11 protein-coding genes are annotated in these 13,176 nt (G+C 59.4%); 4 read left to right on the top strand and 7 right to left on the bottom strand.

The features are described 5' to 3' along the window. Positions 1–12: 12 nt before the first annotated feature. From hemC to metE, 5 genes are all read right to left on the bottom strand, one after another. A complete protein-coding gene (gene hemC, locus ABS758_RS09845) occupies positions 13–951 on the bottom strand; it encodes a hydroxymethylbilane synthase (RefSeq protein ID WP_350382443.1) in 939 nt (312 codons plus the stop codon). A 182-nt stretch (positions 952–1,133) separates the two neighbouring features. Continuing rightward, on the bottom strand, positions 1,134–2,015 hold the full coding sequence (gene sucD / locus ABS758_RS09840) for a succinate--CoA ligase subunit alpha (protein WP_350382445.1): 882 nt from the start codon (positions 2,013–2,015) through the stop codon (positions 1,134–1,136). Between the two features lie 18 nt (positions 2,016–2,033). Then, positions 2,034–3,194 carry an ADP-forming succinate--CoA ligase subunit beta gene (gene sucC / locus ABS758_RS09835; protein ID WP_350382446.1) on the bottom strand — a complete coding sequence of 387 codons (1,161 nt, stop codon included), beginning with the start codon at positions 3,192–3,194 and terminating at the stop codon, positions 2,034–2,036. 78 nt (positions 3,195–3,272) lie between these two features. After that, positions 3,273–3,833 carry a DUF2889 domain-containing protein gene (locus tag ABS758_RS09830; protein WP_350382447.1) on the bottom strand — a complete coding sequence of 187 codons (561 nt, stop codon included), beginning with the start codon at positions 3,831–3,833 and terminating at the stop codon, positions 3,273–3,275. A gap of 75 nt (positions 3,834–3,908) precedes the next feature. Continuing rightward, positions 3,909–6,206 (bottom strand): 5-methyltetrahydropteroyltriglutamate--homocysteine S-methyltransferase, encoded by a 2,298-nt coding sequence (gene metE / locus ABS758_RS09825; protein ID WP_350382448.1) that lies wholly within the window; start codon positions 6,204–6,206, stop codon positions 3,909–3,911. A gap of 103 nt (positions 6,207–6,309) precedes the next feature. Here metE and ABS758_RS09820 point away from each other — a divergent pair, with 103 nt between their 5' ends. Beyond that, on the top strand, positions 6,310–7,227 hold the full coding sequence (locus ABS758_RS09820; RefSeq protein WP_350382450.1) for a LysR family transcriptional regulator: 918 nt from the start codon (positions 6,310–6,312) through the stop codon (positions 7,225–7,227). A gap of 94 nt (positions 7,228–7,321) precedes the next feature. On the opposite strand, the gene recX is transcribed toward ABS758_RS09820, so the two are convergent. Both recX and recA read right to left on the bottom strand, forming a co-directional pair. Next, positions 7,322–7,849: a recombination regulator RecX gene (gene recX / locus ABS758_RS09815; protein ID WP_350382451.1), complete on the bottom strand. Its 528-nt coding sequence runs from the start codon at positions 7,847–7,849 to the stop codon at positions 7,322–7,324. After that, on the bottom strand, positions 7,839–8,900 hold the full coding sequence (gene recA / locus ABS758_RS09810; RefSeq protein ID WP_350382452.1) for a recombinase RecA: 1,062 nt from the start codon (positions 8,898–8,900) through the stop codon (positions 7,839–7,841). The genes recX and recA overlap by 11 nt, the downstream gene beginning before the upstream one ends. A gap of 221 nt (positions 8,901–9,121) precedes the next feature. On the opposite strand from recA, the gene ABS758_RS09805 reads away from it, so the two are divergent. Genes ABS758_RS09805 through ABS758_RS09795 form a run of 3 tightly spaced genes read left to right on the top strand, consistent with a single transcriptional unit; the run spans position 9,122 to position 12,971 of the window. Beyond that, the gene (locus ABS758_RS09805; protein WP_350382454.1) at positions 9,122–9,823 is read left to right on the top strand and encodes a response regulator; all 702 of its coding nucleotides are present in this window, start codon (positions 9,122–9,124) and stop codon (positions 9,821–9,823) included. 8 nt (positions 9,824–9,831) lie between these two features. Continuing rightward, positions 9,832–11,292, top strand: a complete 1,461-nt coding sequence (locus ABS758_RS09800) for a sensor histidine kinase (RefSeq protein ID WP_350382455.1) — start codon at positions 9,832–9,834, stop codon at positions 11,290–11,292. Between the two features lie 50 nt (positions 11,293–11,342). Continuing rightward, positions 11,343–12,971, top strand: a complete 1,629-nt coding sequence (locus ABS758_RS09795) for an MFS transporter (RefSeq protein WP_492304503.1) — start codon at positions 11,343–11,345, stop codon at positions 12,969–12,971. The last annotated feature ends 205 nt before the right edge of the window (positions 12,972–13,176 follow it).

Here is a 13,176-nt window from a genome sequence, read left to right as displayed (position 1 = left end):
TGGAGAGACAGCTCAGGACACTGAAAGCCGGGAAAGAATGTCATCGGCACCCTGCCCAAGCAAATCTTGCGCCACCGTTACGCCCAGGCTTTCTGCCTGTGCAACCGCACCGCGAATCCCGGCCTGCAGCACACGGCTGCCATCGGGCTCGGCCACCAGTGCACGCAGGTAAAGCTGGCCTTCATCAATGACGGCATACGCGGCCAAGGGCACCTGGCACGAGCCCCCCAGCGCTTTGGAAACTGCGCGCTCAGCCAAGGTGCAAGCGGTGGTTTCGGGGCTAGCCAGTGGCGCCAGCCATTGCTGAAGATCGGTTCGCGAATCCAGGGTTTCGACTCCCAAGGCACCCTGCCCAGCGGCCGGCAAGCTGAGATCTGCGGGCAAAATGGCCCGAATACGCTCTGCAAGGCCCAGCCGCTGCAAGCCTGCGGCAGCCAGCACAATGGCCGAATAATCGCCACGATCCAGCTTGGCCAGACGCGTATCCAGATTGCCGCGCAGGGGTTTTACTTCGAGATGCGGGTAACGGGTTCTCAGCTGCGCTTCACGACGCAAGCTGGAGGTGCCCACCACCGCGCCGGCGGCCAGCTCGCCGAGGCTGGACACTGTATTGGAGACCAGGGCGTCGTGGGGATCTGCGCGCTCAAGCACCGCTGCCAGCGCAAAGGGCTGCTGCATGTCCACCGGCACGTCTTTTAGCGAATGCACGGCCAGGTCGGCCCGGCCATCCAGCAAGGCGGTTTCAAGCTCTTTGATAAACAGGCCCTTGCCGCCCACCTTGGACAGCGTGCGATCCAGGATCTGGTCGCCCCGGGTAGTCATTTCGAGAAGCTCGACCTGGCATTGCGGGTAAAGGGCCAGCAGCCGCGCCTGTACATAACGCGCCTGCCACAAAGCGAGACGGCTGGCGCGGGTGGCAATGACCAGTTTTTTGGGGTGAGATGAAGACATCAGAGAGTCATCCTGGAAAGCACTAGACGGGCAATCAAGCCCACGGCAGCCAACACCATTAGGGCTTGAAGCAAAGATGGACGTTTGATTTTCATGCCGGATATCCATGAAAAAGGCCCGTTTGGCGGGCCTTTTTTGGGACTGGGGGCCAGCCGCGCCAGCCCCCCGCCATACACACGATATTACAACACGGTCTTGAGCAGCTTGCCCATTTCCGAGGGATTGCGTGTGGTACGGATCCCGCAAGCTTCCATGACTTCCAGCTTGGCGTCCGCCGTATCGGCACCACCGGAGATCAGGGCACCTGCATGGCCCATGCGCTTGCCGGCCGGTGCGGTAACGCCCGCAATAAAGCCCACAACCGGTTTCTTCATGTTGTCCTTGGCCCAGCGTGCGGCATCGACTTCATCGGGGCCACCGATTTCGCCAATCATGATGACGGCGTCTGTGTCGGGGTCGTCGTTGAACATCTTGAGGATGTCGATGTGCTTCAGACCATTGATGGGATCGCCACCGATACCCACGGCGCTGGATTGCCCCAAACCAAGCTCGGTAACTTGAGCCACCGCCTCGTAGGTAAGCGTGCCGGAGCGGCTGACGATACCAATACGACCTTTGCGGTGGATATGGCCAGGCATGATGCCGATCTTGATTTCATCAGGGGTAATCAGGCCCGGGCAATTGGGGCCCAGCAGCAGGGTTTTACGGTTTTCAGCGCGCATGCGATTGCGTACTTCGAGCATATCGCGCACAGGGATGCCTTCGGTGATGCAGATCGCCAGATCGAGATCGGCTTCGACTGCTTCCCAGATTGCAGCGGCTGCGCCTGCGGGCGGCACATAGATGACGGACACGGTGGCGCCGGTGGCGGCCTTGGCATCTTTCACCGAGCTGTAGATTGGGATGCCTTCGAAATCCTGGCCTGCTTTCTTGGGATGAACCCCGGCGACAAAGGCCGCTTTGCCATTGGCGTACTCACGGCACATGCGGGTATGGAACTGACCGGTCTTGCCGGTGATCCCCTGGGTGATGACCTTGGTGTCCTTGTTGATCAGAATAGACATGTCTTTTTCCTGTGATGCTTATTTAGCAGCAGCGACAGCAGCGGTCGCGGCCTCGGCCATGGTGTCAGCGCTGATGATGGGCAGGCCCGAAGCCGCCAACATCTGCTTGCCTTGTTCTTCGTTGGTACCACGCATGCGCACCACCAGCGGCACACTGAGGTTGACGGCCTTGCACGCTGCAATCACGCCTTCTGCAATCACATCGCAGCGCATGATGCCACCAAAGATATTGACCAGGATAGCCTTGACGCCTTTGTTCTTGAGCATGATCTTGAAGGCTTCAGTCACTTTCTCGGCTGTGGCGCCACCGCCGACGTCGAGGAAGTTGGCGGGTTCGCCACCAAAGAGCTTGATGGTGTCCATTGTGGCCATGGCCAGCCCGGCACCGTTGACCAGGCAACCGATGTTGCCGTCCAGCTGGATGTAGGCCAGGTCAAACTTGCTGGCTTCGATCTCGGACGGATCTTCCTCGGCGAGGTCGCGGTATTCGACGATTTCAGGATGACGGAACAAAGCGTTAGCGTCGAAGTTGAACTTGGCGTCCAGTGCCTTGATATTGCCGTTGCCTTCGAGGATCAAGGGGTTGATCTCAGCCAGAGAGGCATCGGTTTCCCAGTATGCCTGATACAGCTTTTGAAACTCGGCAGCCGCCTTGGCCACCGACGCGTCGGGCACACCAATGCCGCGCGCCAGCTGCGCGGCGTCTGCGTCGTTCAGGCCCGTGGCCGGATCGACAAATACTTTAAGGATTTTCTCGGGTGTTTTCTCGGCAACGACTTCGATCTCCATGCCGCCCTCGCTGGACGCCATGACGCACACACGCTGTGAAGCGCGGTCGGTGACAATGCCGACGTAATATTCCTTCTTGATGTCCGCGCCTTCTTCGATGAGCAGGCGTCCCACCTTCTGGCCTTCTGGGCCGGTTTGGTGTGTGACCAGTTGCATGCCCAGAATCTCGGACGACAACTGGCGGACTTCTTCGATGGAACGTGCCAACTTGACGCCGCCACCTTTTCCACGACCACCAGCATGGATCTGCGCCTTGACCACCCACACAGGGCCGCCCAGTTTTTCGGCGGCTGCCACTGCTTCGTCGACCGAAAACGCGGGGATGCCGCGCGGGACAGTCACGCCAAACTTCTTCAGCAATTCCTTGCCTTGATATTCGTGAATTTTCATGAGTTACCTGTCATTGAAGAAAAAAGAAAACCACCCGTAGCCCGTTTCGGACCACAGGCCTGGGCCAGGCCCGGAAGTCTAGCCTTCATGTTGCGCATCCGGAGGAACATACCAGGGTGCGTAATGGGCTTGCACAACAGGCCCATCGACCCGTAATGCATGGCAGCCGTCCAGCTGAAAGGGCCGCTGGCCGTCTGTTTGCTGCCGGCGCTCACCAGCCATCGTCTGGATGGCAACCGTCGGTAATACATTAGTGAGCTCGGTGACGTGCGTGCAGCCGGCCGTGCGGCCAAAGCGCTCGCGCACCTGATGACGAAACTGCTTGAGAAGATTAAGGCCCACCAGCCGTTTGTAGTCGGGTGCAATCGCACTGCAGAATTCGCCGTAAGGCGCCGCGTCGTAAGCAACTTCTGCGTCGGTGATGGTGTAGTGCGCATCGATGGTGACACGCAGATGCATGTGGTGAACAGGCACACCCGCTTTATGGGTACGTCCGCTATGCATGGGGAAATCGTAGGCCTTGGTGTCGATCAGCTGGGCTTCGAGATCCCACAGCCCGTCCTCCCGTGCATAGGTTTGCACGCGAATAGTACGCGTATGCACGGGTTGACGGGGACACGCCGGGTCGGACAAAGCCATGGAAATGCAATCGACTGAAAACTGGTTAATCTTTCGATTATAACGTGCATACCATTTTGCTTATGTCCGAACCCCTTAAGCTGCCTGACGCAAGGTCTGGGCGGCGTGCACCATGGATTCCAGGGCCGCCCTGGTTTCCGGCCAGCCCCGGGTCTTCAGGCCGCAGTCCGGGTTTACCCATAGGCGCTCGGCCGGCAAACGCTGCGCTGCCTTGCGGATCAGATCCACCATCCATGCTTCCTTGGGAACATTGGGCGAGTGGATATCGTAGACCCCCGGCCCGATGTCATTGGGATAGGCAAATGCCTCGAAGGCGCCCAAAAGCTCCATATTGGACCGTGACGTTTCGATGGTGATGACATCGGCATCCATGGCGGCGATTGCTTCGATGATGTCATTGAACTCGGAATAGCACATATGCGTGTGAATCTGGGTGTCGTTCCGTACACCACTGGTGGCCAGCCGGAAGCTGTCCACCGCCCACGCCAGATAGGCGGCCCAATCACCGTGGCGCAGGGGCAAGCCCTCCCGAAACGCCGGCTCATCAATCTGAATCACGGTGATGCCTGCCTGTTCCAGATCGTGCACCTCATCACGTAATGCCAGGGCAATCTGCCGGCAGGTTTCGTCACGCGGCTGATCGTCGCGCACAAAAGACCATTGCAGGATGGTTACCGGGCCCGTCAGCATTCCCTTGACCGGTTTATCGGTAAGCGACTGGGCATACGCAGACCAGGCGACTGTCATGGGTGCCAGGCGGGCAATATCCCCAAAAATGAGAGGTGGTTTCACACAACGCGAGCCATAGCTTTGCACCCAGCCGTAGGCGGTAAACGCAAATCCGGCCAGCAACTCGCCAAAGTATTCCACCATGTCGTTGCGCTCGGGCTCGCCATGTACCAGCACATCCAGCCCGATCGATTCCTGGAAGCGGATGACCTTCTCGATTTCTTCGCGGATGGACTTCTCATAGGCAGCATCTCCCAGCGTGCCTGCCCGCCAGTCACGGCGCAGGGCGCGGATATCGGGCGTCTGCGGGAACGAGCCGATGGTGGTGGTCGGAAACCGGGGCAAGCTCAGGCGTTGTTGTTGCACACGAATCCGCTCATCAAATGGCGCACGTGCGCGACTGATGGTGTCTGATGTCGCCAGACGGCGCGCAACATCTTCACGGTGGATACGACGCGATCCGGCACGATCCTTCAACGCTTGCCTGGCCACCTGCAACGCCGCCTGCTCGGAGGCGTCTGCACTGCCACTAAGCAAAGCCTTAAGCAATTTGAGCTCATCAAGCTTCTGGATTGCAAAGGACAGCCAGCTGCGCAATTCGGCATCCAGGCCTGTTTCCAGGGCCAGATCAATTGGCGTGTGCAGCAACGAGCATGATGGCGCCAGCCAAAGCCGCTCACCCAGTTGATCCCGCGCATCAGAGATTTGCGCCTGAATGCCGTCAAGATCCGCACGCCAGACATTGCGGCCATCCACAACCCCCACCGAGAGGATCTGTTGCGGCTGCAAGGCAGCCAGAACTGGGGACAGCTGCCCCGGAGCCCTGACCAGATCAATATGCACACCCTGCACGGGTGCCGCACGCAATGCGTCGAGATTGCCTTCGATGCTGCCAAAGTATGTGGCCAGCAGCAGCTTGGGCCCTTTCTGAGCAAGGCGTTGATAGACATCGGCAAAGGCGTGCTTCCAGCTGGGCGGCAGATCCAGCACGAGAATCGGCTCATCGATCTGCACCCAGTCCACACCCTGCTTTGCCAAACGCTGCAACACTTCTTCATAGACCGGCAGCAGCGCAGACAGCAGCTCAAGCTTACGGCTGTCGGCAACCCCTTCGGTATAAGCGTCGCCTTTACCCAGCCACAACCAGGTCAGGGGCCCCGGAATAACGGGCCGCGCCTGATAGCCCAGGGCCTGAGCCTCGGCCACCTGATCAAAGAGGGATTCCCGGGCAATGCGATACGTCTGGTTCGGGTGCAGCTCGGGCACGATGTAGTGATAGTTGGTATCAAACCATTTGGTCATTTCGCAGGCGGCTGCCGGCGTACCGGATGGCGCCCGGCCACGAGCCATCCGAAACAAGGTATCGAGCGTCACAGGGGCATCATCGGCCTGACCAAAACGGGCTGGCACGGCGCCCAGCAAGGTCGTCCACTCGAGAATGTGGTCGTACCAGGCGAAATCACCCACCGGCACCCATTGCATGCCTGCTTGCGCCTGGGTTTCCCAATGGCGGGCCCGCAAGGCGCTCCCGGTATCCAGCAAGCTCTGCTGGTCTGCTCGCCCTGCCCAATAGGCTTCCTGGGCACGCTTGAGTTCGCGCTGTGCACCAATGCGCGGAAAGCCAAGATTATGAATAACTGTCATGTTTATCGCTCGTTTGATTTAGAATTCTTCAACCAATGTTATTTTGCCTATGGTTCTAAGAAATAAAAAACCAAATCCTGCACTCTTAACATGAGAAAAATTCATGATAGAAGTTAGACACCTGGAAACCTTGCTGGCCATTCGCGACGGTGGTAGTCTGCAGGAGGCCGCCGAACGCCTGCATCTCACTCAATCCGCCTTATCCCATCAGTTGCGCGATCTTGAAGTGCGACTAAAGACACCTTTGCTGAATCGCCGCACCCGTCCGGCAGGGCTTACCACGGCCGGCCTGCGGCTGGTGACTCTGGCTCAGGATGTGCTGCCGCGGATTCGAGCCACGGAGCTTGAGCTGCGACGCCTGGCCGCCGGACGAGCGGGCCGCCTGCATGTGGCCATCGATTGCCACTCGTGCTTTCAGTGGCTGATGCCCACGCTGGACACCTTTCGCAAAGACTGGCCGGAGGTCTCTCTGGATCTGTCTGCCGCTTTTTCATTTGCGCCGCTGCCTGCGTTGACCCGAGGGGATCTGGACATTGTGATCACCTCCGACCCCCAGGCGCTGGATGCGGTGGATTACACACCGCTCTTTACCTACGAGCTGGTGCTGGCAGTGCCCAGCCAAAGCGATATCGGCAAAGCACGCCCGGTAGAGCCGGAAGATCTGGCCACACAGGTACTGATTACCTACCCGGTTGAACGCAGCCGATTGGATATCTTCACCACCTTTCTGGATCCCGCCGGCATCGACCCGGTGGGCACCCGCACAGCAGAGTTGACCCCTATGATCGTGCAACTGGTGGCCAGTGGCCGTGGAGTGGCCGCCCTGCCCAGCTGGGCACTGGATGAATACAAAAATCTGCCAGGCTTGAGAATCTGCCGTCTGGGCCAGGGCATCTGGCGCACCCTGCAAGCAGGCCGGCGAACCGAGGACAACGACACACCCTATATGCAAGCGTTTGTGGAGCAGGCCAGACGCACCTGCTTTGAGACCTTGCCGGGCATCCGGCAGGCACGCCAGTAATTTTGGTGGGCCGCTGGCAGAGAAAGGCAGGCGTCAGGACGGGTGCCAGGGCAATTGCAGCAAGCCCTCGCGCAGCAGATGTACGCGCAAGAGGTTAATAATCGCCCGGCTCGTCAAGGATGACGTCGTCGGGGCGGCTGCCAGAGTGCCCGGTGAAATCGTCATCCATGCCACGGCCAGACAGCAGCCTGGAGATGACACCGGACGAAAACCCCCGGCCGGCCAGGAAGCGGTACTGCCGCGCGTAGTCTCGGGCATCGGCCGGCAAGGCGCCAAACTTGCGCTGCCACACGTCTTGGGCGCGCTGGGGCTCGGTGGCTTGTAGGTTTTCTTGGATATCGGCCAGCTGCGTGTCTGAGAGGCCCTGCTGACGCAAGGCACCCATGATGCGGCGGGCCCCTTGACGCGCAGCCGTACGGTGTGCGTAGGCCCGCGCATACCGGGCATCGGATTGCCAATGCTGGTGTTCGAGTTCGTCGAGAACAGCCTGGATCTCGGTGGGGTCATCGGAATAAGCAGACAGCTTGCGCTGGAGCTCCAGGCGAGAGTGCTCTCGCCTGGATAGATAGCCGATAGCCCGGGCCTTGAGGCTAAGCGCAGGACGGGATGCCTTAATCGGCATCTGCCTTGGCCGCAACATCGCCGGCAGGGGTGGCCCGAAGCGAAATGCCCATGTGCTCTCGAACGCGGTTTTCGATATCGAAGGCCATGTCGGGGTGCTCTTTAAGGTATTCGCGCACGTTATCCTTGCCCTGACCGATGCGCTCACCATTGTAGCTGTACCAGGCACCGGATTTATCGACCAGGCCCGTCTGCACGCCGAGGTCGATGATTTCACCCTCGCGGGAAATACCTGTGCCATACATGATGTCGAACTCGACCTGTTTGAAAGGCGGCGCCACCTTGTTTTTGACGACCTTGACGCGGGTTTCATTGCCCACGACTTCATCGCCCTTTTTGATGGAGCCAATGCGGCGAATATCCAGACGCACCGAAGCATAGAATTTGAGCGCATTGCCGCCGGTGGTGGTTTCGGGGTTGCCGAACATGACGCCGATTTTCATGCGGATCTGGTTAATGAAGATAACCATGCAGTTGGCGCGCTTGATGGTGGCGGTGAGCTTGCGCAGTGCCTGGCTCATCAAGCGGGCCTGCAGGCCGGGAAGAGAATCGCCCATGTCGCCTTCGATTTCGGCCTTGGGAACCAATGCAGCGACGGAATCGATGACGATGAGATCGACTGACCCCGAGCGCACCAGCGCATCGGTGATTTCGAGGGCTTGCTCGCCGGTATCAGGCTGAGAAATGAGGAGGTCTTCGAGGTTGACGCCAAGACGGGAGGCGTATTGCACGTCGAGTGCGTGCTCGGCATCGACAAATGCGCAGGTACCACCGATTTTTTGCATTTCGGCAATGACCTGCAGGGTAAGCGTGGTTTTACCTGAGGACTCGGGGCCGTAGATCTCGACGACCCGACCACGGGGCAGACCGCCAACACCCAAGGCGATATCCAGCCCCATGGAGCCGGTGGAGACCACCTGGATGTCGTGCTCGATCTGGTTATCGCCGTAGCGCATGATCGAGCCCTTGCCGAATTGCTTTTCGATCTGTGACAGCGCGGCAGCCAGCGCTTTGGCGCGTTCGGGGTTGGCCTTGCTGGTGCGTTCGTCCATGGGTGGGTTCCTTTTACGTAAAACGGGTTTGGCTGCAGTCATGAGAGAAATTATTGCATTAAATTATACTGGATAAAATCCCAGTTATGACACTGTTGTCCAGAATCCGCTGCATAAACGGCCATCGTTAACCCTAAATGACGCAGGGTCAGGGCCCATGCGACAATCTGAAACAACCGGGTGCCTGCACCCCAACCCTTCCAATCGATGTCATCTCCGCCATGCGTATCCTGATTGCCGAGGACGACAGCATTCTTGCGGACGGGCTGTCCAGATCGCTGCGCTACGACGGCTATGCCGTGGACGTGGTCCACGACGGCTCCAGCGCCGACTCCGCCCTGCAGCTGCAAACCTTCGACCTCCTGATTCTTGATCTCGGGCTTCCACGACTCAACGGCCTGGCGGTGCTGCGCAAATTGCGCCAGCGGGGTATCCCTTTGCCGGTACTGATCCTGACCGCAGCAGATTCCATCGAACAACGGGTCGAAGGCCTGGATCTGGGTGCCGACGACTATATGTCCAAGCCCTTCGCGCTCACCGAGCTCGAAGCCCGTGTGCGCGCCCTGATCCGCCGTCATGGCGGGGGCCGGGCCTCGGTATTGCGTCACGGGCGCCTGCAATTCGACCTCAATGGCCGGATCGCCACCATCGACAGCGTCCCCATCGAGCTCTCCGCCCGGGAAACCAGCCTGCTGGAAATCTTTTTATCGCGCAGCGGCCGCATGATCAGCAAACACCAGTTGGTCGACCTGCTATGCGAATGGGGCGAAGAAGTTACCACCAACGCCATCGAAGTCTACATTCATCGGCTGCGCAAAAAAATCGAGCCTGCCGATCTCCATATCCTTACTGTGCGAGGCCTGGGATACTGCCTCGAGCCTGAAAGCCGTCACCAAACGGCAGACGCCACGGCGGTCGACTGACGTCGCCCATGTTCGCATCCTCTTCTAACAGCCGCCGCTGGCGCCGCACCGGCCGGCACCCCACCCTGCTGGGACGCATCCTGCTGTGGATGATTGTGCCCTTGTTTGTGATGTGGTCCATCGGCATCGTCATCACCTACTTTATTTCTCTCAATATCGCCAACTCACCCTACGATCGCACACTGGCCAGCCATTTGCGCCTGTTGCGACACGAAGTCGAGCAACAACGCCTGAGCAAGCCAATTACGCTGTCAGAATCCGCCCGAACCGTACTGGCCGGCAGTGGTGAAGACAGCCCCACCACCTGGCAGATCCTGGATGCCAACGGCCACCTGATGGCCGGAGACCCCTTCATCCCGACCCCCGAGAACTGGGCCTACGACATCGACCAGATCCGCTACCGAAACGCTACGCTCAACCACCAATCATTACGTCTGGCCTATCTATGGGGAGGGCGCGACCAGGACGGCCTGGGGTTTCTTGCCGTGGTGGCCGAGCCAGCCGAGGCACGCGCCACCTTGCAGCAAGAGATCCTGACGGGCATGCTTACCCCGCAGCTGATCATCCTGCCATTGGCGGCGATGCTGGCAGGGCTTGGCCTTACCCAAGGCCTCGAGCCCCTCAGCCTGTTGCAAGAGCACATGCGCAGGCGCAAGCCCAGCGACCTCTCCCCCATCCGCGACGACCTCGCCCCGGCAGAAATCGTGCCCCTGATTGCTGCCATGAACAATGTGCTGCATCGCCTCTCCGCGTCCATCGAATCCCAACGACGCTTTGTGGCCAACGCAGCACACCAGTTAAAAACGCCACTGGCGGGCATCCGCACACAGTGCGAAATCGCCTTGCGCGAGCACGAGCCTGATCGCATGCGCGCAAGTCTCAATCAACTGATCACGGGCTCCCAGCGCGCCACCCGCCTGGTTAACCAGTTACTGCTGCTGGCGCGCGCCGAATCCCTCGACCCCAATCAGTCGCGCACCACAGAACAACTGGATCTTGCGGCGCTAGCCGAGGAAGCCACTGGCCAATGGGTTGAAACGGCCATCGGCCGCGGGCTCGATCTGGGCTTTGAAACCGACGGCGAGGCCCTGCCCGTCTTTGGCAATCCGGTGATGATTCGCGAGCTTATCAACAACCTGGTCGACAATGCCCTGCTGTACACCCCGGCAGGCGGCCAGGTAACGGTTCGCACCCTGGCCGACAAAGACTGGGTATGCCTGGAAGTGCAGGATAACGGGCCAGGCATCCCGCAAGAAGAACAAAGCCGTGTATTCGACCGCTTCTATCGTATTTTGGGCCACGAGGCCGAAGGCAGCGGCCTGGGGCTGGCCATCGTCCGTGAAGTTGCAGATCACCACCAGGCACACATCGACTTCCTTCCCCCGGGCAACCATCGGGATCCCTACAGCGCAGGCACCCGGCTGCGTGTGTCGTTTCCACGAGATTACGTTCCCCAGGTTCACACATGAACTTTACTCAAACCCTGGATCCCGACCCAACGGACGACGACCGCCGCCCCATGACGCACGAAGAGCGTCGGGTGATTCTCGCATCCTCCATGGGTACAGTCTTCGAGTGGTACGACTTCTACGTCTACGGCTCTCTGGCAGCTATCATTGCCCAGCATTTTTTCTCGGGGGTCAACCCCACTGCGGGCTTTATCTTTGCCCTCCTCACCTTTGCCGCCGGGTTTGCCGTACGTCCATTTGGTGCACTGATCTTTGGCCGGCTGGGCGATATGGTCGGGCGCAAATATGCGTTCGTCGTGTCGATCCTGATCATGGGCCTGTCCACCTTTCTGGTGGGCGTACTGCCTGCGTCCACCTCCATTGGCATCGCAGCACCCATGATTTTACTGTTGCTGCGACTGTTGCAGGGGCTGGCCCTGGGCGGTGAATACGGCGGCGCGGCCGTTTACGTTGCCGAGCATGCACCCAACCACCGACGTGGCTTCTTTACCAGCTGGATTCAGACCACCGCCACCACCGGGATGTTTCTGTCATTGGTGGTGGTGCTGGGCACCCGGGCCACCCTGGGGCAGGAAGCCTTTGAGTCCTGGGGCTGGCGCGTCCCTTTCCTGATCTCCGTCCTGCTGCTGGTCATCTCCGTGTGGATCCGATTACGTCTGCACGAGTCGCCCGCCTTTACCCGAATGAAATCCGAAGGGCGGGTATCACGTGCGCCAATCAAAGAGGCCTTTGGCCAGTGGCGCAATCTGCGCCTGATCCTGCTGGCCCTGATAGGCCTGACCGCCGGACAGGCAGTGGTTTGGTACACAGGACAGTTTTATGCGCTTTATTTTTTAACTGAAAGCCTGCGGGTAGACGCCAACCTTGCCAATATCCTGGTGGCCCTGTCCTTATTGCTGGCTTGCCCATTTTTCCTGGTGTTTGGGGCGCTGTCCGACCGCATCGGCCGCAAACCCATCATCATGGCCGGTTGCCTGATTGCCAGCCTGAGCTACTTCCCTGTGTTCAAGGGGCTGACGCACTACGCCAACCCGGCACTCGAGCGTGCCCAGCAGCAAGCCCCCGTGTATGTGGTCTCCGATCCCAATGCGTGCTCGCTGCAATTCAATCCAGTGGGAATCGCCTCGTTTACCAACTCCTGCGATCTCCTGAAGGCCTTTATGGCCAGCCATTCGGTGCATTACATCAATCAGCCGGCGCCGCCTGGCTCGGTGGCCTACGCGATGGTGGGCGACGAACGCATTGATTCATTTGAAGGCACCGGATTGTCACGTGCCGAATTTGCCTTGCGAGAATCCGTGCTGCAAGCCAGCCTGCGAGAAGCCATCCGCAGCCACGGCTATCCAGCGCACGCAGACCCCTCGCAAATCAATTACATCATGGTGCTGTTGCTGCTGTTCTTTTTGGTATTGCAGGTAACCATGGTGTATGGGCCCATTGCAGCGATGCTGGTAGAGATGTTTCCCACCCGCATCCGCTATACCTCGATGAGCGTGCCTTATCACATTGGCAACGGCTGGTTTGGCGGCTTTTTACCGCCGGTGGCTTTTGCTACGGTAGCAACCACTGGCGATATGTACGACGGCCTGTGGTACCCGGTGATCGTGTGCGCCATGACGCTGGTCGTGGGGATGCTCTTTATTCGCGAAACACGCCATAACGATCTCAACGCCCAATGACTCGCACCAAAAACCGCGTGTTGATTCAGAGTTTCGTCAGGCACTCTTCATTAAACTGCGCCTGTGCATCAAGCCTGTGCCCTGGTTCTCTTGTTCCCCCTTGCGTCCCAGGCCAGATCCCGCTTGTTGCACCGCTGTCCTGGCACCCCCCGCGAGCCTTTTTGTGTCAGGACTTTGCTTCTCAGGGCCCGGTCTCGACCGGGCC

The organism is Castellaniella sp. FW104-7C03 (assembly GCF_040276085.1).
Taxonomy (GTDB): Bacteria; Pseudomonadota; Gammaproteobacteria; order Burkholderiales; family Burkholderiaceae_B; genus Castellaniella.
The sequence above is the reverse complement of the archived record's forward strand: the minus strand, read 5'-3'. Positions and strand labels throughout refer to the sequence as shown.